The sequence below is a fragment of the Rhizobium sp. LEGMi-198b genome (genome assembly GCF_054114205.1).
In genome coordinates, this window is sequence record NZ_JBSYVH010000002.1 from 1072251 (window position 1) to 1093183 (window position 20933).

At 59.4% G+C, this 20933-nt stretch carries 15 protein-coding genes and 2 pseudogenes; 10 read left to right on the forward strand and 7 right to left on the reverse strand.

The annotated features are described in order from the left end of the window. Nucleotides 1-52: 52 nt before the first annotated feature. The 4 genes from bcsA to ACXHXG_RS11905 are packed head-to-tail and all read left to right on the forward strand — an operon-like array spanning nucleotide 53 to nucleotide 8056. On the forward strand, nucleotides 53-2242 hold the full coding sequence (bcsA, locus tag ACXHXG_RS11890) for a UDP-forming cellulose synthase catalytic subunit (RefSeq protein WP_104824229.1): 2190 nt from the start codon (nucleotides 53-55) through the stop codon (nucleotides 2240-2242). Then, nucleotides 2242-4707 (forward strand): cellulose biosynthesis cyclic di-GMP-binding regulatory protein BcsB, encoded by a 2466-nt coding sequence (locus tag ACXHXG_RS11895; protein ID WP_199773486.1) that lies wholly within the window; start codon nucleotides 2242-2244, stop codon nucleotides 4705-4707. Before bcsA ends, ACXHXG_RS11895 begins: the two co-directional genes overlap by 1 nt. Further along, nucleotides 4704-5753: a family 8 glycosyl hydrolase gene (locus ACXHXG_RS11900; protein ID WP_457899375.1), complete on the forward strand. Its 1050-nt coding sequence runs from the start codon at nucleotides 4704-4706 to the stop codon at nucleotides 5751-5753. Before ACXHXG_RS11895 ends, ACXHXG_RS11900 begins: the two co-directional genes overlap by 4 nt. Further along, nucleotides 5750-8056, forward strand: a complete 2307-nt coding sequence (locus ACXHXG_RS11905; protein ID WP_457899376.1) for a cellulose synthase — start codon at nucleotides 5750-5752, stop codon at nucleotides 8054-8056. The genes ACXHXG_RS11900 and ACXHXG_RS11905 overlap by 4 nt, the downstream gene beginning before the upstream one ends. Before the next feature lie 95 nt (nucleotides 8057-8151). Here ACXHXG_RS11905 and ACXHXG_RS11910 read toward each other — a convergent pair whose 3' ends face one another. From ACXHXG_RS11910 to ACXHXG_RS11940, 7 genes and pseudogenes are all read right to left on the reverse strand, one after another. Then, on the reverse strand, nucleotides 8152-8826 hold the full coding sequence (locus ACXHXG_RS11910) for a type 1 glutamine amidotransferase domain-containing protein (RefSeq protein ID WP_457899377.1): 675 nt from the start codon (nucleotides 8824-8826) through the stop codon (nucleotides 8152-8154). A gap of 370 nt (nucleotides 8827-9196) precedes the next feature. Then, a complete protein-coding gene (locus tag ACXHXG_RS11915) occupies nucleotides 9197-9439 on the reverse strand; it encodes a tautomerase family protein (RefSeq protein ID WP_104824233.1) in 243 nt (80 codons plus the stop codon). 56 nt (nucleotides 9440-9495) lie between these two features. After that, nucleotides 9496-10209 (reverse strand): SDR family NAD(P)-dependent oxidoreductase, encoded by a 714-nt coding sequence (locus ACXHXG_RS11920; protein ID WP_104824234.1) that lies wholly within the window; start codon nucleotides 10207-10209, stop codon nucleotides 9496-9498. A 142-nt stretch (nucleotides 10210-10351) separates the two neighbouring features. Continuing rightward, nucleotides 10352-11284, reverse strand: a complete 933-nt coding sequence (locus ACXHXG_RS11925; protein ID WP_104824235.1) for a LysR family transcriptional regulator — start codon at nucleotides 11282-11284, stop codon at nucleotides 10352-10354. Between the two features lie 306 nt (nucleotides 11285-11590). Then, nucleotides 11591-13561 (reverse strand): peptidoglycan L,D-endopeptidase MepK, encoded by a 1971-nt coding sequence (locus tag ACXHXG_RS11930; protein WP_283047344.1) that lies wholly within the window; start codon nucleotides 13559-13561, stop codon nucleotides 11591-11593. Nucleotides 13562-13735: 174 nt separating this feature from the next. Beyond that, nucleotides 13736-13942: pseudogene (locus ACXHXG_RS11935) on the reverse strand (helix-turn-helix domain-containing protein); the annotation flags it as partial. A gap of 125 nt (nucleotides 13943-14067) precedes the next feature. After that, nucleotides 14068-15319 (reverse strand): annotated as a pseudogene (locus ACXHXG_RS11940) (sigma-54-dependent transcriptional regulator); the annotation flags it as partial. A 222-nt stretch (nucleotides 15320-15541) separates the two neighbouring features. Here ACXHXG_RS11940 and ACXHXG_RS11945 point away from each other — a divergent pair. Genes ACXHXG_RS11945 through ACXHXG_RS11970 form a run of 6 tightly spaced genes read left to right on the forward strand, consistent with a single transcriptional unit; the run spans nucleotide 15542 to nucleotide 20822 of the window. Continuing rightward, nucleotides 15542-17398, forward strand: a complete 1857-nt coding sequence (locus tag ACXHXG_RS11945) for a M3 family oligoendopeptidase (protein WP_457899378.1) — start codon at nucleotides 15542-15544, stop codon at nucleotides 17396-17398. 23 nt (nucleotides 17399-17421) lie between these two features. Then, the gene (locus ACXHXG_RS11950; protein ID WP_457899514.1) at nucleotides 17422-18582 is read left to right on the forward strand and encodes an aminodeoxychorismate synthase component I; all 1161 of its coding nucleotides are present in this window, start codon (nucleotides 17422-17424) and stop codon (nucleotides 18580-18582) included. Beyond that, the gene (locus tag ACXHXG_RS11955) at nucleotides 18567-19208 is read left to right on the forward strand and encodes an aminotransferase class IV family protein (protein WP_457899379.1); all 642 of its coding nucleotides are present in this window, start codon (nucleotides 18567-18569) and stop codon (nucleotides 19206-19208) included. Before ACXHXG_RS11950 ends, ACXHXG_RS11955 begins: the two co-directional genes overlap by 16 nt. A 4-nt stretch (nucleotides 19209-19212) precedes the next feature. After that, nucleotides 19213-19497 carry a YciI family protein gene (locus ACXHXG_RS11960; RefSeq protein ID WP_283047350.1) on the forward strand — a complete coding sequence of 95 codons (285 nt, stop codon included), beginning with the start codon at nucleotides 19213-19215 and terminating at the stop codon, nucleotides 19495-19497. Nucleotides 19498-19538: 41 nt separating this feature from the next. Beyond that, nucleotides 19539-19907, forward strand: coding sequence for a nuclear transport factor 2 family protein (locus ACXHXG_RS11965; protein ID WP_457899515.1), 369 nt, complete (start codon nucleotides 19539-19541; stop codon nucleotides 19905-19907). Between the two features lie 9 nt (nucleotides 19908-19916). Continuing rightward, complete coding sequence (locus ACXHXG_RS11970; RefSeq protein ID WP_457899380.1) at nucleotides 19917-20822, forward strand: heme-dependent oxidative N-demethylase family protein; 906 nt, start codon at nucleotides 19917-19919, stop codon at nucleotides 20820-20822. The last annotated feature ends 111 nt before the right edge of the window (nucleotides 20823-20933 follow it).

The following is a 20933-nucleotide window of genomic DNA, read 5'->3' on the forward strand; positions in this document are numbered from 1 at the left end:
ACAACCTAGAGCGCCGACACGCGTGCGGCTCAGCGCCATTGAAGGGACATCGATGCAAACAGCGCGAAGCATCTTGATGTGGATGGTGGTTTCGCTATGCGGGATCGTCCTGATCACATTGCCGGTCAACCTGCAGACTCAGCTCATCGCGAGCACCGCTGTCGTTGCCATCATGGCGATCATCAAGATCCTCAAGGCTCAGGGAACCTGGCGGCTGATTGCGCTCGCTTTCGGTACGTCGATCGTGTTGCGCTATGTCTATTGGCGCACGACCAACACGCTGCCACCCGTCAATCAGCCGGAAAATTTCATCCCTGGCCTGCTGCTCTATCTTGCAGAAATGTACAACGTCGCCATGCTGATGCTCAGCCTTTTCATCGTTGCGACGCCCCTGCCTCCACGCACCGCCCGCGCATCGAAGGTACAGCAATTTCCATCCGTCGACGTTTTCGTTCCGTCCTACAATGAGGACACAAAGCTTCTCGCCAACACACTCGCCTCCGCCAAGGCGATGGATTATCCGGCCGACAAACTCAAGGTTTGGCTGCTCGACGACGGCGGCACTTTACAGAAGCGCAATTCCACCAAACTTTTGGAATCGCAGACGGCAATTGCGCGCCACAACGAACTCAAGCAGCTTTGCGACGATCTCGATGTCGAATATCTGACGCGCGACCGCAATGAGCACGCCAAGGCCGGCAACCTCAACAATGGTTTGAAGCATTCGAGCGGCGACCTGATCGCCGTCTTCGATGCCGACCATGCGCCGGCCCGCGATTTCCTGCTCGAAACCGTCGGTTATTTCGAAGACGACCCAAAGCTCTTTCTCGTCCAAACGCCGCATTTCTTCATCAATCCCGATCCGCTGGAGCGCAATCTTAAGACTTTTGACAACATGCCGAGTGAGAACGAGATGTTCTACGGCATCATTCAGCGCGGTTTGGACAAGTGGAATGCCGCCTTTTTCTGCGGTTCGGCCGCCGTATTGAGCCGCACCGCACTGGAATCGCAAAAGGGCTTCAGCGGCATCAGCATCACGGAAGATTGCGAAACGGCATTGGCCCTTCATGGCAGCGGCTGGAACAGCATCTATGTCGACAAGCCGCTGATTGCCGGTCTGCAGCCCGCGACGTTTGCGAGTTTCATCGGCCAGCGCAGCCGCTGGGCTCAGGGCATGATGCAAATCCTGCGCTTCCGCTTCCCGCTGCTGAAGCGCGGCCTCTCGTTGCCGCAACGGCTTTGCTACATGTCGTCCACGCTCTTCTGGCTCTTTCCCTTTCCTCGCACCATTTTCCTGTTCGCGCCGCTCTTTTATCTTTTCTTCGATCTCGAGATCTTCACGGCGTCCGGCGGCGAATTCCTCGCCTACACGCTCGCCTACATGCTCGTGAACCTCATGATGCAGAACTATCTCTACGGTTCCTTCCGCTGGCCGTGGATTTCGGAGCTCTATGAATATGTCCAGACGGTGCATTTGCTGCCCGCCGTCATCTCGGTCATGCTCAATCCGCGAAAACCGACGTTCAAGGTCACGGCCAAGGATGAGTCGATTTCTACCAGCCGTCTTTCCGAAATCAGCCGCCCCTTCTTCGTGATTTTCGCCGTGCAGATCCTCGCGGTCGCGGTAACAATATACCGCATCTATGCCGAACCCTATAAAGCGGATGTGACGCTCGTCGTCGGCGGATGGAATATGATCAACCTGGTCCTGTCCGGTTGTGCGCTTGGCGTTGTTTCAGAGCGTGGCGAGCGGTCGTCCTCGCGCCGCGTCAGGGTCAATCGTCGCAGCGAATTCGGCGTCAACGGCCGGTGGAATTCCGCCTCGATCGAGGACGTTTCCGTCCACGGCGCGCGATTGAATGTCTTCAACAAGGAGCTTGATCCGATCGTCGTGGGTGCGGAAGGGGTCCTCCGCTTTCAGCCATATAGCGGCGCGGAAATGGAGACGCTGCCGGTTGTCGTCCGCAACGTCCAGCGAACCGGTGAGATAACGACAATCGGCTGCCAATATGTCCCGAAAGGTGCCCTGGATCATCGCCTGATTGCGGATCTGGTGTTTGCAAACTCCGATCAATGGACGCAGTTCCAGCAGGCCCGCCGCCGCAATCCCGGCATCATTCGCGGAACCATATGGTTTGTGGGTCTGTCGCTTTATCAGACAAGCCGCGGTTTACTTTATCTTTTCCGCAGCATGCGATCCGAAAGCGAGGCGGAGCAGCAAGGGGTAAAGGCGAGCAATTGATGAAGAGCGTCCTTTCAGCGCTGATTTTCCTGCTTGGCGCCACGATCGCCCATGCTCAGACGGCGCCTTTCGACATGTCCGGTGAACGGCCGAAGGGTGCGAAGCCGATCATGCCGGAAACATTGATGCCGCGGGTCACTGCACCGCAAACGACCACCCCGCAGGTGACGAGTCCAAAGGTGGTCACTCCGCAAGCGGCAGTTCCGCAAGTCGCGGCTCCGCAGGCGACCGCACCCAAAACAAGCACGCCACAGGTCGCGCCTGTCCTACCGGCGCAAAATGTTCCGGTGGTGAAGCAGGCGGCAGCAACGCCGGCGGCCGCTGATTTCCGGCGGTATGTCGTGCCGTTCACAGACTTCCGACTGCAAGGCGAATATGATCGGAAATCGTGGTCGATTTTCCTCACTCCCGAACAAGCCGCCGCTCCGGCCAAGTTCAATTTCGCCTATCAGAATGCGGTCGTCGTTGCCCCCGAGGCTTCGCAACTGACCATCTTTCTCAACAATCGCCCTATCGGCCAGCAGCAGATCGGCTCGCCGGATAGCGCCTCCTCGATAAGTTTCGATATCCCGCGCGGTCTGCTGCAGCCGGGCGCCAATCTGGTGACCTTTGAAGCGACACAGCGCCATCGCACCGATTGCAACATCCAATCAACCTACGAACTTTGGTCCGATATCGATCCGGCAAAGACCTATCTAAGCTTTAGCGAACAGGATGCACAAAGACTGTCGAGCACGGATGCAATCCGCGCAATTGGTGTCGATGGTGCCGGCAAAACCGAATTCAACCTCGTCGTGCCGGCTCTGGCGCAACCGGGCACCACAAAACCGCTGATGCGGCTGGCCCAGGGCCTTTCGCTGCTGAGCGGAATGCCAAATGAGACTTTCTCTTTCAGCACGGACACGCTGCCTCCGCCCGGTCCCGGAAAGATGACGGTGCTCGTTGGGACGCCCGCCGAGCTGCAGCCTTTGTTTTCGGCACCGGCGGCAGCACAGACCGCCGCACTGGCAACTTTCGTCAAGGATCCGCGCACGGGCTCGACGATCCTTCTCGTCAGCGGGCCGTCCTGGCAGGCGGTTTCCGGCGCCATCGATACCATCGTCTCGCCGACCGACAGAGATCCGACCGTCCGCAGGGATATCTTGGTCACCCAGCGCTGGACCGCGCCGGATGCACCATTCCTGTTTTCGGACACGAGCCTCTCATTCTCGCAATTGGGCATCGACACGACGGAATTTTCGGGTCGCCGCTTCCACACCAGCTTCAATGTGGCAATCCCGTCGGACTTCTATGCCAATGCCTATGGCGAAGCGACCATCCTTCTTGACGCCGCCTATGCGAAGAACGTTCTGCCGGGAAGCCATGTCGACGTTTATGTCAATGGAAGCATCGCTACGACGAAGCCGATTACTGCGACAGGTGGCGGCATTTTCAGGCATCTGCCCATTCGCGTGACGATGCGCCATTTCAAACCTGGTCTCAATACGGTGACGCTGGAAGCGATGTTGCTGACCAACGAGGACCAAGCCTGCGCGCCCGGCACGACCTCCAACACGACGCCACGTTTCGCACTGTTCGATACAAGTCAATTTCATATGCCGGATTTCGCCAGGGTCGCCCAGCGTCCGAATCTGGCAGCACTGGCAGGCACGAGCTATCCTTACAATCGTGGTCTCGCGCCGGTCGCCCTCTTCATCGACCGTGCTGATCCCGACACCGTATCCGCAACGGCAACATTGCTGGGACAAATGGCGGTTGTTGCAGGACATCCAATCGATGTGGATCTTATCGCCTCGCCGAGCGGCGTTGGAAACCGCGATGCGATCTTCGTCGGCTCGATTTCGCAGATGCCGACGACGACGTTGTCGCAGATGAATATCGCGACGGCCAGCCAAGCATCCTGGCGTCCCCCCACAGCCGGGCAAAATGGCCAATCGGAAACGACTGTCACATTCGACGAGTGGCGCTCCAGAATCGGCGGCGGCGCATTGCAGCGCCAGATTTCGCTGTTTCAGGATTGGATGCGCCGCAATTTCGATATCTCGCTGAGTTCGCTGCAGTTCATTCCCAGTGCCGAGCGTGTCTTCACGCCCTCGAATCTCAACAGCTTCATGATTGCGCAGGGAGCGAGCGCCACGGGCGAATCCTCTTGGACGATCGTCACCGCGCCTTCGGCAAAGGACTTGAGAGCCGGAGTCGAAGCCATGACATCCCAGGCCGATTGGCCGCAGATTGCCGGTCATATCACCGTTTATTCCAGCAAGACCGGAAAGGTCGACACGGTACCCGTCAGCCGCTTCGACTTCGTCATGACTCAGCCCTGGTCGTTTACCAACTACCGCCTGATTGCCGCGAACTGGCTTTCGACCAATATTCTGTCCTACGCATTCCTGCTTATCATCCTCTTCTTGCTGCTCGGCGTCGCGACGTCCGGAATCCTCGCCAAGATCGGCAGGCGCGGATGAGGCGCTGGCAAACCATGGTCGTTGCCGGCGGCGTCGCTCTTTTGACGATGTGCCAGCCACTTGCGGCGCAACGCGCTGCAATCGATCCGCAGGCATGGGCCGCCTACAAGGCGAAATTCCTCGATGCGAGCGGCCGCATCGTCGACAACGGAAACGACAATATCAGCCACAGCGAGGGACAAGGCTATGGCTTGTTGCTTGCCTATCTTTCGAACAGTCCCGCCGATTTCGAGCAAATATGGTATTTCACGCGAACCGAGCTGCTGCTGCGCGACGATGGTCTCGCCGCCTGGAAATGGGACCCGGCCGTCACTCCGCACGTCACGGACACGAACAATGCCTCTGACGGCGACATGCTGATTGCCTACGCCCTGGCGCTGGCAGGATCGGCATGGAACAAGAAGGACTATCTGGAGGCGGCAGCGACGATAGCGCAGGCGCTTCTATCGCATGCTGTGGTCCACGCAGGCGGACGAACACTGCTTCTCCCGGGCATCAAAGGCTATGCGGCCTCGGAACGCGATGACGGGCCGGTCGTCAATCCATCCTACTGGGTTTATGAAGCCATTCCCGTCATGGCTTTGCTGGCACCATCGGACGAATGGCAAAAGCTTACGGATGACGGCCTGTCCCTGCTGCAGTCAATACAGTTGGGACCGCGAAAACTGCCAGCCGACTGGGTGAGCCTGCGCGCCAAGCCGAAACCCGCTGACGGTTTCGACGCCGAATTCGGTTACAATGCGATTCGCATCCCGCTTTACCTTGTGCGGGCGGGGATTTCCGACAAGGCGCTGTTGACGCGGCTGCAGGCGGGCATGACGGTCGAAGGCGATGAACCAGCCACGATCGATCTGGAAACTGGCAAGCCAAAACAGCCACTTGCGGACCCCGGTTATCGAATTGTTAACGATGTTGTGGCGTGTGTAACAAGCGGGGCGAAGTTGCCCGCTTCGGTTCGGCAATTCGTGCCGTCACTCTACTATCCATCGACCCTTCAACTGTTGGGCCTGGCTTTCGTTGAGGAGAAACATCCGGAGTGTTTATGAAATCCTCCCTACTTACGATTTCGGCGGCAGTCGTGGTGGCGGGATTCGTCATCGCGACGAAAGGCCGTGGGAATCTCGAAGAGGGATTAGGGCTGGCCGCGCAAAATCGTCAGGATAGCCAAGTTTCCCAGACCGGAAGCATCAAGCCGGTCGACATAGCCTTCAACTCCCCGCCGCTGGATATGAAAGCCGTATCCGATCGCATCCAGGCGACGGCACCTTCCGCAGTTCTGTCCGATACTTCCCCTCCTGTCCAAGCGGCATCTGACACACCGAACGCCGTTGCGCAAGCGACGCCTCAGTCGGCCACACCGCAGCCCGCACCGCCGCCCAAAGTCGACGAAAGCGCACTTCGCTATTTCGCAAGCCACGGCGACAAGGCGAGGCTTCAGGCAGAAATTTCCCGACTTCAGGCGCTTTATCCGGATTGGGTGCCGCCAGCCGATCCGCTGGCCATCCCGCAAAACAGCGACAAGCAGCTCGAAGCCATGTGGCAGCTCTATTCCGAAGGGCGCTATGCCGAGCTGCGCAAGGCCATCGCGGATCGCCAGGCGGCGGAAACCGGCTGGCAACCGCCCGCCGACTTGCTGGAACGTCTCGATATTGCCGAAGCGCGGGCGCGTCTGGTCAACGCCTCCGATCTCAAACAATATGCAACCGTGGTCGACATCGGCGCCAACACGCCAAGCCTGCTTACTTGCAGTGACATCGACATTTTATGGCGTGTCGCAGAGGCTTTCATCAAGACCAACAGGTCTACCCGCGGCCAGGACGCCTACGTCTACATCCTGAAGAATTGCGTCAATCCTCAGGAGAGGCTCGCAACCGTTCAAAAGGCATCGGCGCTGATGCCCTATCAGCCCATGCAGGATCTCCTTGCCCTGGAGAAACCCGACGGCAATGGCGAGCGGGAATTTGACAGCATCCGCACGGACCTTGCGCGGCGCTTCGTCGCCGAGGGCAATGATGATCCGAAACTGTCCGTGGCGCCGGACTATATTTCTCAAGTGGAACGTGCGGCTGAGACCCAGGGTCTCGCGTCCGACGCCCTGCTGCTTGGTTGGTATCATCTGCGCCACCAAAACAATGGCGAAGCGGAAAAATGGTTTCGCATGGCCCGCGCAAAGGATGATTCCGCTTCGGCGTCACAGGGATTGGCCTTGATCCTGATCGACGATCACAAGCCTCAGGAAGCCGAAGACGTCATGTACAGATGGCGGAACGAGTCCAAGGATGCGACAGCAACCTATCTCGCGGCCACAGCCAATCTGATGGCGCTGCAACCGCCAGCCAATCTCAGCGAAGACGTGCTGAGCCGCATGGCCGCCGAAGTCATCGAGCAAAAATACGTGCCGACTGCACAGGAATTCGGCTGGTATGCGCGTTCACTGAACCAACCGCAAACCGCGATACGCTGGTTCGAGACCGCATTGCGCTGGAAACCCGACGATGAGCCGTCCGCCTATGGCCTGGCCATCACCCGCAATCAGTTGAATGACCGGCAGGGTGTCGCTGAAATTCAACGGCTATGGGCGGGCCGTTCGGAGCGCATCGCCAGGCTCGGCGAGGTCACGCCTCAAGCGCCCATAGGCTATGCACCGCTGCCTTCGCCAAATCAAACCACGCCGCAAATGGGGGCTGCTCCAACCAACGCACAGCCGCTCGCAACCCCTGCGCCGTCCGAGACCAATGTCAACACACGCCAGCGCACGACAGCGCGCGTGGTATATAGCGGGCCTGAGACACAAGTCACGACGGTTCGCCGCGGCGCCCGCGGACTGCGAGGTTGCTCCGCGACGATCAATGCCCAGCGCCTCGATCCGGCGGATGCTTTGAGCCGCGGCTGGTGCCTCATGGACCTCAACCGCCCGATGGAGGCGATCGAAGCCTTCGAGGTCGCGTTGAATAGCCCCGCCGGCAAGGCGCGCGAAGACGCGGCCTATGGGCAAAGCCTCGCCTATCTGCGCGTGGGGCTCGCCAACAATGCGGCTGTTGCTGCAGCCAAGGCTCCTCTCAGCCGCCAGCGTGCTGCCGAATTGCAGGTTGCCATCCTCGCCGATCGCGCGCTTACGGCATTTTCCGCCAAACGCTATCAGGAAACCCTGCTCTATCTCGATCAACGCGCGCAACTGCAGCAGGAACGCGTCGATCTCATGGTTCTGCGCGGCTACTGCTATCTCAATCTCAAAATGTACGACGATGCCGAGCGTATATTCACCGCCGTGGCCGCGACCGGCAACAAGGACGGAAATCGCGGGCTTAACGATCTGAGGCTCGCCACGCATGCGAAGCCCGGCGACTGATTTTGGCAGCACAAGTTTGGCCAAACGATAGAGGGGTTCAGCATTTCCGTGGAAAGCTGAACCCCTCCTGTTTGCCTCGTCGGTTCAGCCCGCGGTCAAAGCAGCTTCAACAGTGCTTGAGCGGCAGCCGTTGATGATGCCGGATTCTGACCGGTTACCAGCCTGCCATCGGTGATGGCAAAGCTCTGCCAGTCGGCGACCTTCTCATACCTGCCGCCAAGGCGCTTCAGTTCATCCTCCACGAGGAAAGGAACAACGGAGGTAAGATGGACTGCCTCCTCTTCGCTGTTCGCAAACCCCGTGACGCGCTTGCCCTTGACCAGAGGCTGCCCCTGATATTGTACGTGATGGAGGACTCCGGGTGCGTGGCAGACGGCGGCAACCGGCTTGCCCGAATTGTAAAAATCCTCGATCAGGGAAATGGATTTCCTGTCTTCCGCTAGATCCCACATGGGACCGTGACCGCCGGGATAAAAAACGGTATCGAAGTCGGCAGCGTTGACGGTCGCGAGCTTTACGGTATTGGCAAGCACGGCTTGCGCGTCCTTATCAGACTTAAAGCGTGTCATCGCTGGAGTTTGATTTTCAGGCTCGTCGCTTTTGGGATCGATCGGCGGCTGTCCACCCTTGGGGGATGCGACCGTGATCTCAGCCCCGGCGTCCTTGAAGACGTAATAAGGGGCCGCAAACTCTTCCAGCCAGAAGCCGGTCTTTCTTCCCGTATTGCCAAACTGATCATGGGAGGTCAGCACAATCAAAATCTTGCTCATCGGCATTACTCCTGAATTGGATTTTACCGGACACCCCAGCATTCCGCCGGCGTGCGAAAGCATGCGTAATATGCATCGGTTCGATATGTCGACAGCCGCCGGAACTGTAGAATCATCAAGACGGCCAACTGCGAAAGGACGGCCACGAGCGTCGATCTCGGCCGGATTCTGATGTCACCGCCAGGCACGGGTTTCTACCGTCTTGCCCGACAAGCACCTGCACTTTACCAAGCAAAGCGCTTCCGTGCTTCCTGAAAATTCAGATTCTTGCGCTCAAGAGACATTGAGACGGGCGACACAGAGAGCGTCGCCCGTCATCTCAGCCGTTGTTGCCATCAACCATCCGCCGTCAACGATGCAAGCCTGAAGCTCAGGCTTTTGCCGCCGCTGCGGCGCGCTGCTTTCGATATTGGACCGTCGGAAGGCCGCCCCAGCCCCAATTGTCCAGATCCACCTCCTCGATCACCACATAGGTGGATTCCAGAGGTTTGTTCAGCACATCAAGCAACACTTGGCTGACACCGGCAATGATGGCGGCTTTCTCTTCCGCGGTGACCGAATTCCGGTCGGGGTTCGTTCCCTCACGAGTAACCTGTACGGTAACGATCGGCATGACTGTTTCCTTTCAAGATTTGGATTCGAGGACTTAATTGCCTTGGCGCTGCAATTTCACCAGCGGCCAGCGTTTTGGCCGCCATCGACGTGGAGGATTTCACCGGTTACAAAATTCGCCGTCTCAAGATAGAGAACCGCATCGACGATATCGCGGATCTCGCCCATCCGGCCGACGGGATGAAGACTCGAAAGCGCCTCGTGCGTTTCCGGCGCATGCATCGGCGTTTTGATGATCCCTGGCGATACCGCGTTCACGCGGACGCCGGTTTTCGCGAATTCTATCGCCAGTTCCTGAGTGACCGAGTTGAGGCCGCCCTTGGTCAAGGAGGCGAGCGCTGCCGGCACGCCGGCGATCGGCTGATTGACTATGCTCGTGGTGATGTTGACGATATGGCCCGAGCGTTGCTTCAGCATCTCCGCAGCAACGCGCTGCGTGATGTGAAAGAAGCCGGCGACGTTCACGCTCATGTTATGATCGAAGTCCTGCTGAGTGAACTCGATGAACGGCTTGGCAAGGAAGACGCCGGCGTTGTTGACCAGCGTATCGATGCGGCCGAAGTGCTCAAGTGCTTCGCGAACTACCCGTTCCGCGGTTTCCGGGTCGGCGATATCGCCAGCCACGGTATGTACACCTGCGTCAGAGTTGGCCTTGATCGACCGGGAGGTTGCGACGACACGATAGTTGCGATCACGGTAGGCTCGAACGAGCCCCTCGCCGATCCCTTGCGAGGCTCCGGTGATGATGGCGACCTTCTGTTGACTGCTCATGATGTGTGCATCCTTTTCAAGTGCAGCGGCCGGGGTTTCGGGCCGCCCAACGCCGTCGGCGTCGGTGCTATTGATTTAGATGCATCCGTCATTCGGGAGAATTGCCGATCTTTGACAGACACTCCTCCGTATATCGGCACAATCAAGGCAAAGAGCCTGCTTCCGTCGCTATGCGATTGAGCTCGACGCGCAGACGAGGGACGGCGTGATCGACAAAGGCGCGAACCTTTGGCACGGACATGCGGCCCGGTGGCGCGAGCAAATGGACCGGAAGCGCGGGATGCTCGGCGTCGGGGAGCACAATCTTGAGCCGGCCGTCCCGGACATATTCTGCGACGTGATAGGAATAAAGCCGCGTCAATCCAATGCCGGCTACCGCCGATGCCGCCGCGGCGCGCACGCTGTTGACGATATACCGAGGCGTGAAATGAACCGTCCGCGGAACTGGCGATCCTTTCGCCGGCGTGAAGCTCCAGGAATCGAGGCCGAAATTGCTGAAGGCCACGATCTGATGTTTAGCGAGATCGGACGGCTCGACGATATCCGGATTGCCGGCGAGATAACGTGGCGATGCGACGACGACGCGCCTTACATCGCCGCCGATGCGGGTCGAGATATGAGACGAATCCGTCAAATTGCCGATGCGGAGCGCAAGATCGACGCCCTCGTCGACGAGGTTGACGAAGCGATCCAGCATCAGAAACCGAACGGAGACGCTGGGGTGAAGCTCGAGAAAATCATCCAGAATCGGCCGCAGCACCTCTTCGCCAAGGATTGGCGGCGCCGAAATGGTCAGAGTGCCGCGCGGTGACGAACGCTCGCCTCCCGCCACCATGTCGGCCTCCTCGAGCTCGACGAGTACCCGCCGGCATGCGGCCACATAGCGTTGACCGGCCTCGCTTAGCTTGAGCGTGCGAGTTGTCCGATGGAGCAGCTCGACGCCGACATGGGCCTCCAGCGAACTCAGGGCCCTACTGATCGCGGTCGGCGATCGTTTCAGCTTGCGCGCCGCGCCGGCAAGGCTGCCCTCGTCGATCGCCGTGACGAAGACCCTCATTGCGTCGATCCGATCCATTCTAAGGCTCCGCGGAATTGTGGTTCGTGACGGACACTTTTCGTCGGAATTTCGCCTGGCGTAAATACGCACCTTCCGAAGCGCCCGAAAGCAATCCAAAGGTATCGGCGACGCCATCGTACCGACCCGCATCGCCCGTGCCTGGGTCGAGCTGATGATCGCGCGGGTGTTCGATGGAGAAAGTGTTTTCGGCTGAACTCAGAACAGCGTTGAGCCCCGTTCGAACCTAGAGAACATCAACGGCCGGCTCCACCGAAGCGAAACCGACCGCTTCGGCGGTCTTCTTTTGGATCGGCGGAGGTGGGGCTATTCGACCGAATTGAACTTCTTTACCTGCAGGAAGTTCACGGCCGAACCGCTGAAGCGTTCCGGATCGATCGATGCCGTCTGCACCTTGAAGCCTTCGGTATAGACGGCGGTCGGCTGCGCGCGCAGCGTCGGGCTGACGAAGCGCGGTGCCTTGACCGGGCGGTTGACGATTTCGACACGGGCATTGGCGATCGCCCACTGCGAAATCATCTTCTCGGTCAGCTTCGGCTCGGTGGTCACGGTCGCACGGCCGGCATCGGCCACTGCGGCATCCTGCCTATTCGGCCGGCCGCCCTTGGTCGCGATACCGGCAGCAATCGGACGCTCCTGCGACAGCGCCGGTTCGAAGCTATCATTGAAGCGGCCACTGCTGACCTTGATCTCATTGGTGGTCGGCGCAAGTGCCGCGACCTGCATCGGCATCTGCTGTCCCGGCCGCTTCTGCGGCGAGACCGCAGCGATCGCCCGGACGGCGTCACTGTCGCCAACGGCATTGGCCGGCGCCGCGGTATCCGCAGCAGTCTTCACCGGCATCTCATCCTTGGATGCGGCATTGTTGGCGGCCACATTGACCGGAACATCAGCATTAACCGGAACGCCAGCATTTACATCCGCTTGATCGACGCGATGCTGTTCGAGAGCTGCCACGATCGACGGTGAGAGCGTGCCTTCATCGGCCGCATCATCGATCGCGTCCGGATCGGCATCGGCGGAAGCAAGCAGGTTTTCGGCGATTTCCGGACGCTCAACCGGAACCGGCACGCCCGCGGTCTGGTCTGACTCTGCCGAAGCTAGCTCGGCATCACCGGGCGAACGACGGTCAAGGAGCGACGGAACCGGAACGTGATAGGCGCGAAGATCCGCATATTGCTGCTGGTCGTTCGCATCCGGCATGGCTGCGGCAAGCGCATCCTGAGCGGCGTTATGCGGCGGCGACATCAGAGCCGAAGCCACTTCGCTGCCCGCCGGCTGATTGCCGAAGGCTGGCCGAACCTGCGGAACAGGCGCATTTATGCTGGCAACCTGCGTTTCCGGCTGGCTGTCATCGCCGCCGTCATCCGTCGCGGCTGGAGCGGACTGGCCTTTCTTGGCAACGACCGTGGTCGGCGCTGCCGTTGCCGGTGCGCCTTCATCCGCATTGTCCTCTTCCTCATCGGCACCGCCGCCAAACAGTCTGGCGAAGAAGCCACGACGCGGAGACGAAGCACTGGCGATCTGGATATCGTCGGAAGACATGCGGCGCTTATAGTCGGCAACCGCTTCCTGATAGCCCGGCAATGGCCGACCGTCGGCCGGAATATGCATCGTCTTGCCATCGGGGAAGAGACGGACGAGATCCTGGCGATCCATGCGCGGCCAGGCGCGCACGCCGCCGACGTCCATGTGAACGAAGGGCGAGCCGGATGTCGGATAATAGCCGACGCCGCCGACCTGCAGCTTCATGCCGATTTCGCGCAGCTTGGTGAGCTTGACGTCCGGAATATAGAAATCCATCGCGTTGCCGAGCATATGCTGGCTCTTCTTCGCGACGCCCGTATGGGCAGAACGCGTGCGCAGCATCTCGTTGGTTCCCGGCGAGCGGAAGCCGCAGACGACATAGATGAATTCATGCGAACCACTTTCGCGGTAGACTTCCCAGATCAGGTCGAACAAGCGCGGGTTCATCTTGGTCGGCTGGTTTTTACGCCAGTCGCGCAGGATGCGGTTCAGTTTCTCCAAACCGTCCGGATCGAATTTTCCATTGCGCTTGTAGGTGATAACAGCCTTTTCGCCTGTATGGACGTAATAGATCTTGAGGCTGCGGGTTTCGCCGCCTGCCTGGGAGGGGGTTCCAACGAAAACCGGAGTGGAAACAGCCATCGCAAGAAGACCAACGGCTACGACCTTGGCCACCTTACGAAATATCTCAGAGCACGCAAAGAGCCTGCTCAAGCTATTAAGCTTGGTATTTCCAATCAGATTCGGCAATTCGATCCCCGTCCGACAGACAATGTCGCATCGTGTTCCAAATGGCTGTCAATTGCGGTGACACGATGGCAAAAATGCCACACATGGTCGCCCTCTTCATACATGGTGAACGATGCACTAACAAGTGCTTTACGACAGGTAACAAAATATGCTTGCCTAAACGTTAATATACGCTCAAGCCGCATGTTTCTGCGGGTCATCCGGGTCTATTCCATAGTCCTTCAACTTGCGATAGAGAGTCGACCGCCCGATTCCGAGCTTCCTTGCCACTTGACTCATTTGTCCTCGATAGAATTTGAGAGCGAATCGAATGAGCTCTTCCTCAACATCTGCGAGCTTTCTGACGTCACCGGACGGGTCCGTACTGACGATGACATTGTCTGCCGCCGAAACAGACGGTGTTTCGACGACCGATAGCGGCGGGGTTGTAACCGCATCCGAGGAACTGACACGCGTCCCGCGCTCAAACCTCTCGCCGGTCTCCGCGCCGATGCTGAAAGCCTCGGAATTATCCACAACTAAGGTCGGATGCTCGGCAGTGAAATAGCCGGGCAACTGTGCCGCAATCTGCGGAAAATCGGCTTCGACCAATTCCGAACCCTCGGACAGCACGACAGCGCGGAAGATCGCGTTTTCGAGCTGGCGAATATTGCCCGGCCAGTCATAGGCCGTCAGCAACGCCAAGGCGCCCGGACTGATCGAAAGCGAATGGCCGAGTTTCTGTTCGAGCGCAAATCGGTCGGCAAAGGCACGAGCAAGATACGGAATATCTTCCTTGCGACGACGCAGCGCCGGCATGGTGATTGGGAAAACGTTGAGGCGATAGTAGAGGTCTTCACGGAACCGGCCGGCCTTCACCTCCTCGATCAGGTCCTTGTTGGTGGCCGAGATCAGCCGGACATTGACCTTCTGCGCAACGCGGGCGCCGACCGTCTCGATCTCCCCTTGCTGTACAGCGCGCAGGAGCTTGACCTGCACCTCCAGCGGCAGATCGCCGACTTCGTCGAGGAACAGCGTGCCGCCGTCCGCCTCCATAAACTTGCCGACATGCCGCTCGGCAGCGCCCGTGAAGGCGCCCTTCTCATGGCCGAAGAGAATGCTCTCCACGAGGTTGTGCGGAATGGCACCGCAGTTGACCGTCACGAAGGGCTTGCCAGCGCGGTCGCTGGCGGCCTGGATGGCACGCGCCACCAGCTCCTTGCCGACGCCGGATTCGCCCTCGAGCACCACGGGGATGTTCGATTGCGCTGCTCGCTGGGCAAGATCGATCACCCGCATCATCGCCGGACTTGCAGAAACGATGTCGTCGAAACTGATCGCGCTGGAGCGCGACCTGCGTCCGGCGCGAGCCCTGGCCTCGCGTTGATCGAGCTTCAGCGCATTGGCGATCGAAGCCGCTATCCGCTCCGGCGATACCGGTTTGACGACGAAATCGAAGGCGCCGGCCCGCATGGCCTGCACCACGGTCTCGATACCGCCCTGCCCGGTCTGCACGATGACGGGCACCTCGGTGCCCATATCGCGCAGCGCGCTCAGAAACTCGATGCCGTTCATCTCCGGCATCATGAGATCGAGCACGATCACATTGATCTGATCGCTGTTGCGCTTCAGTATCTCAAGGCCAAAACGGCCATTCTCCGCCAGATGAGCAACGTGTCCGTGCCGCTCGATAGCGTTTTTCAGCAGACGGCGTTGAATCGGATCATCCTCAACAACGAGAATCTGCGCGCCCCCCTTGGCGCTATTAAATACGGTCATTGGTGCCTCACTTCATGCGAAACCTGACGAGGACCTTCGCAGAAAGGCTTGAACACGAAGTTTTGCCAAAGCATCGTATTTTAATCATTATGACGAATGTAACGGTGCCTATGAATTCGGTTGTCCGATCTCGAGGAAATCGCCCTTGCAGCGGCCTTTTCAGCCGAATAGACACGGAGAGACCGGACTGTTCCGCAAAGAAAAGCAGAGGAAATACCGCCCATGAGCCCGACCTCGCTCCATTCATCCTTTAATTTTTCCGCCGGCCCGGCGGCCGCCGCAACCAATCCCGCCCTCGGCGATCTGCCCGCCTGGAAGCTCAGTGACCTCTATCCGTCCGCCACCTCCACCGCCTTTGTCAGTGATATGGAAAAGGCCGGAAAGGCGGCGATCGCGTTTGAGGAAAAGTGGAAAGGCAAACTTGCGGACGCTGCCACCAAGACCGGTGACGCCGGCATCGGTGCAGCGCTGAAGGACTATGAAGCCCTGGACGATATCATGGGCCGCCTCGGCTCTTTCGCCGGCCTTACCTATTTCTCCAACACCAGCGATCCGGCCAACGGCAAGCTCTACGGCGACGTGCAGGCGCGGCTGACCGACTATTCCGCCCATCTGCTGTTCTTTCCGCTGGAACTCAATCGCATCGACGATGCCGTGATGGACGCCTGCATGGCAAACGACCCAGCCGCCGGCCATTACCGTCCCTGGATCGTCGACCTGCGCAAGGACAAGCCCTACCAGCTCGAGGACAAGCTGGAGCAGCTATTCCTGGAAAAATCCATGACCAGCGCCGCCGCCTTCAATCGCCTGTTCGACGAGACCATGGCGGAGCTGCGCTTCGAGGTGGACGGCGAGAAGCTTCCGCTGGAAGTCACGTTGAACATGCTTCAGGAGAAAGACACCGAGCTGCGCCGCAAGGCGGCAATGGCTCTCGCCGAGACCTTCAAGGCCAATTTGCGCATCTTCACCCTGATCACCAATACGCTTGCCAAGGATAAGGACATCGCCGACCGCTGGCGCGGCTTCGAAGATATCGCCGACAGCCGGCATCTGGCCAACCGCGTCGAGCGCGAGGTGGTCGATGCCTTGGCTGCCGCCGTGCGCGACGCCTATCCTCGCCTGTCGCATCGCTATTATCAGATGAAGGCGAAGTGGCTCGGCATGGAACAGATGAATTTCTGGGACCGCAACGCGCCGCTGCCCGAGACCTCTAATGCGCTGATCCCCTGGACCGAGGCGAAGCAGACCGTTCTCTCCGCCTATGGCGATTTCGCACCGGAAATGGCTGATATCGCCAGGCGTTTCTTCGATGAGGAATGGATCGATGCACCGGTACGTCCCGGCAAGGCGCCGGGCGCCTTCGCGCATCCGACCGTTCCTTCCGCACATCCCTATGTGCTCGTCAACTATATGGGCAAGCCGCGCGATGTCATGACGCTGGCGCACGAGCTCGGCCATGGCGTGCATCAGGTGCTTGCCGGTGGCCAAGGCGCGCTGATGTGCCAGACGCCGCTGACCTTGGCCGAAACCGCCTCAGTCTTCGGCGAAATGTTGACCTTCCGCGCCTTGCTCGACAAGACCACCGACAAGCGCGAGCGCAAGGCGATGCTCGCCCAGAAAGTCGAGGACATGATCAATACGGTCGTCCGCCAGATCGCCTTCTACGAATTCGAACGTAAGGTTCACACCGCGCGCAAGAACGGCGAGCTGACTTCAGACGATATCGGCGAGCTGTGGCTCTCCGTCCAGTCGGAAAGCCTCGGGCCGGCGATCAAGATCTCAGAGGGCTACGAGACCTATTGGGCCTATATCCCCCACTTCATCCACTCGCCTTTCTACGTCTATGCCTATGCCTTCGGCGACTGCCTGGTGAATTCGCTCTATGCCGTCTATCAGAATGCCGAAGAGGGCTTCCAGGCGAAATATTTCGAGCTGCTGAAGGCCGGCGGCACCAAGCATCATTCCGAACTCCTGAAACCCTTCGGCCTCGACGCCACCGATCCGTCGTTCTGGAGCAAGGGACTGTCGATGATCGAAGGGCTCATCGATGAGCTGGAGGCGCTTGATAAGAGTGCTTGATGCACACTGATAAAGAATCGCACGTGGCCGACACGCAACCCTACGTCCTCTTCCGGGACGACAGCACAGGACAGGTGATGCTCTTCGCCGAACCGGCGGAGATCATCACAGCTCGAACACGTGCGGAATTCTTCAACGCCCTTGATCGGATGCAAAAGGCAAAGGCCGCGGGGAAGTGGTTGGCGGGCTATATGGCCTATGAGGCCGGTCACCTCTTCGAGGAAAAGCTTGCGCCTTTCGCTGAAGAAAACCGCGAGACGCCGCTGCTCTCTTTCGGCGTTTTCGACGCTCCGGCGGCGGATGGTCATGCCCTCTCCCAGCCATTGCAACGCCTTGAAAACGAGGCGTTTCTGACCGACGCCACAGCCGGTTGGGACTTCCCTATATATAAAGAGAGATTCGACCGGCTGCATTGGCATTTGCGCCAGGGCGATTGCTACCAGGCAAACCTGACCATGCCCATCACGGCCCGTTGGAATGGCGACGCCCGTGCCGCCTTCTGGTCGCTGATCGAGCTTCAGCCGGTAAAATATGGCGCGCTGGTCGATCTCGGCGGCCCGATCATCCTGTCGCGCTCGCCCGAACTCTTCTTCCGGACCGACGATGACGGCTGGATCGAGACGCATCCGATGAAGGGTACCGCCAAGCGCGGCGCCGACGCCGTCGAGGATGCCGAGATCATCGACGCCATGCTGGCCGACGAAAAGACGCAGGCCGAGAACCGCATGATCGTCGACCTCCTGCGCAACGACATCTCACGCATCACCGAAGTCGGTACGCTCGACGTGCCGAAACTTTTCGAGATCGAGACCTATCCGACCGTGCACCAGATGGTCAGCCATGTGCAGGCGAAGCTACTCCCCAACATGACCATCCGCGATATCTTCGCAGCGCTCTTCCCCTGCGGCTCGATCACCGGCGCGCCGAAAATGCGGGCGATGGAAATTCTGCACGAACTCGAAGATAACCCGCGCGACGCCTATTGCGGGGCGATCGGCATGATTTCACCTGGCGGCGCCATGCGCTTTTCCGTGGCGATCCGCACCATCACGCTGTTCGATGACGGCCGTGCCGTCTTCAATGTCGGCGGCGGCATCGTTTTCGATTCGACGGCGGAGGCGGAATATGAAGAATGCCTGTTGAAGGCGCGCTTCGCCATGGGAGATCGATGGATCAAGCGCTAGAGGATTTTTCGCTGATCGAGACGTTGCGCTACGAGCCGCAGACGGGCTTCGTGCGCCTGCGCCTCCATCTTGCCCGACTGCAACGGTCCGCCCGCCGATTGGGTTTTCCCGCGCCGAAGGATGCGCTGGCGAAACTCGATGCTGCCGTTGCGGATGCGAACGCTCCATTGCGGGTGCGCCTGACATTCGATCGCACCGGGCAGACGGACGTTACGACTGCCGCCTTCACGCCCCTTGCTCCCGATACCGTCTGGCGCGTCCGCATTGCCAAAACCCGTCTTGATTCTGCCGACAAGCTGCTGCGCATCAAAACCACCCGTCGGTCCGTCTATGAGGCTGCCCGCGCCGAATATTCGACGGCAGAGGCGGACGAAGTGCTGTTGCTCAATGAAAAGGACGAGGTCTGCGAGGGCACCATTACCTCGATCTTCCTCGACGAGGGTTCCGGACCGTTGCGAACGCCGCCGATCTCTTCCGGCCTGCTCGCCGGCGTGTTGCGCACCGAACTCATCTGCCAGCGCAAAGCCCGCGTCGGCCGGATAAGGCTGGACGATCTGGAAAAAGGTGCGCTTTATGTCGGAAACTCCCTGCGCGGCCTGATCCGCGCACAACTCATATGGAATTGACGCAATGTTCATCCTCTCGCTGACCTATCTCAAGGGCAATGACGAAGCCGACAAGCACATGGAGCCGCATATGGCCTGGGTGAAGGAAGGCTATGCGAAGGGCTGGTTTCTCGCGTCCGGCCGCAAGGTGCCGCGCACTGGCGGCATCATCTTTGCCCGCGGCGATCGCGCCGAACTGGAAGCCTATGTCGCAGCCGATCCCTTCACCATCCACGGCGTTGCCGCCTATGACGTCGCGGAAATCGCCCTAACGACCGTCAGGGAAGGATTGGAGGCCCTGAAGGTCTGATTTGAAACGGGAAGGGGTCGCCCATGCTGTCCGTCGCCGCGATGGATGATCTCAGTCGACATCTGAAAGAATTGGAAGAACGGCTTTTCGATCCGGCGGTGCGCACATCGAAACAGGCGTTGGCGGACCTATTGTCTGCCGAGTTTCGCGAGATCGGCAGTTCGGGCGCTCTCTATACGTTCCGCGACATCGTCGATCGGCTTGTCGAGGGTGAGCCCGACGGTATTTCGCGAACGCTGACCGACTTCGAATTGAAGATGCTCTCCGGTACGCTCGCACTCGCGACCTATCGTGGGGCCCGCCGTTATCCGGATGGTCGTGAGGTCAGAACGCTTCGCAGCTCGATCTTGCGGCTAGAAGCGGAGGAGCACTGGCGAATGCTCTTCCATCAGGAAACGTTGACGCAGTAAGCTCCATCCATGACCTTGTTGACCTACACACCCTATGACGGCTCTGCAAAACCCTTCACGATCGGCCTGATGCCGCTCGATCCGGCACGATGGATCGAGCCGGACGCCGATCTCGGGCGCTATCTCGATGAAAAGCAAAGGCTTCTTTACGACCGCCGCAATGATGTTTTCGTTTCCGAAGCCGGTTCGGAACATGCGCAGCGGGAATGTCTTGACCTCCTGACGACCTATCTTTGCGAACAGCATCCGGCAATCTATCGCCGCGACGGCGATACCATCTCCGCCGCCGGTCACTCGATCGATCTTGCCGATCCCAGCCTGCCGCCGCTCCTGAAGGCCGGTTCGCTCGTCGCCGACGATCTCGTCATCATGCGGCGCAAGGAGAACGGCTGGCATCTCGTCGCCGGCCATGTCGCCTTCCCCTCCTCCTGGTCGCTTCAGGAAAAATTCGGCCGGCCGATGCAGGCGATTCATGGAGACGTGCCCGGCTTTGGCGAGGGCACCCGCAATGCCGTCCTCATCACCCGCATCTTCGACAATCTGCAGGTGGCGCAGCCTGTCGAGCGGATGAACTGGTCGGTGAGCACGACGAAGGAGCTGTCTCTCCGGACGTCGAAGCATAGCCGTCCGCCGGCCGCCACGCCTCCCACGCTTGAGACCCGCTTCGCCCGCGTCGAGCGCCAGACGCTGCGCAAGCTGCCGGTATCGGGCGATATCCTCTTTACCATCCGCGTTTATGTCGACCCGATCGCCGCGATCGCGAACCATCCCAAAGCTTCGGAACTGGCATTGAGTTTTGCCGCGCAATTGGATGCTTTGGATGAGCAGCAGACGGCCTATAAGGGCCTCACGCACCAGAAAAGCGAGCTGGCGAGACAATTGCGAGCGCTTGCGGACGTTGCTTCACCGGCTTGACATTTGCCCGATAAGCCGGGACGGCTCTTTATTGTGACATCAATTTATGGTTAGAGCCGTTCACCTCGCATTTTCGCGCACATATTGATTGAATTTCACAGGCCGAACGGC

Bases quoted from the DNA above. Each gene is read 5' to 3' on its own strand.
- ACXHXG_RS11955 (WP_457899379.1), top strand. From the start codon at position 18,567: ATGGATCAAGCGCTAGAGGATTTTTCGCTGATCGAGACGTTGCGCTAC.
- ACXHXG_RS11965 (WP_457899515.1), top strand. From the start codon at position 19,539: ATGGATGATCTCAGTCGACATCTGAAAGAATTGGAAGAACGGCTTTTC.
- ACXHXG_RS11920 (WP_104824234.1), bottom strand. From the start codon at position 10,209: ATGAGCAGTCAACAGAAGGTCGCCATCATCACCGGAGCCTCGCAAGGG.
- ACXHXG_RS11900 (WP_457899375.1), top strand. From the start codon at position 4,704: ATGAGGCGCTGGCAAACCATGGTCGTTGCCGGCGGCGTCGCTCTTTTG.
- bcsA (WP_104824229.1), top strand. From the start codon at position 53: ATGCAAACAGCGCGAAGCATCTTGATGTGGATGGTGGTTTCGCTATGC.
- ACXHXG_RS11905 (WP_457899376.1), top strand. From the start codon at position 5,750: ATGAAATCCTCCCTACTTACGATTTCGGCGGCAGTCGTGGTGGCGGGA.
- ACXHXG_RS11970 (WP_457899380.1), top strand. From the start codon at position 19,917: ATGACCTTGTTGACCTACACACCCTATGACGGCTCTGCAAAACCCTTC.
- ACXHXG_RS11915 (WP_104824233.1), bottom strand. From the start codon at position 9,439: ATGCCGATCGTTACCGTACAGGTTACTCGTGAGGGAACGAACCCCGAC.
- ACXHXG_RS11910 (WP_457899377.1), bottom strand. From the start codon at position 8,826: ATGAGCAAGATTTTGATTGTGCTGACCTCCCATGATCAGTTTGGCAAT.
- ACXHXG_RS11945 (WP_457899378.1), top strand. From the start codon at position 15,542: ATGAGCCCGACCTCGCTCCATTCATCCTTTAATTTTTCCGCCGGCCCG.
- ACXHXG_RS11925 (WP_104824235.1), bottom strand. From the start codon at position 11,284: ATGGATCGGATCGACGCAATGAGGGTCTTCGTCACGGCGATCGACGAG.
- ACXHXG_RS11960 (WP_283047350.1), top strand. From the start codon at position 19,213: ATGTTCATCCTCTCGCTGACCTATCTCAAGGGCAATGACGAAGCCGAC.
- ACXHXG_RS11895 (WP_199773486.1), top strand. From the start codon at position 2,242: ATGAAGAGCGTCCTTTCAGCGCTGATTTTCCTGCTTGGCGCCACGATC.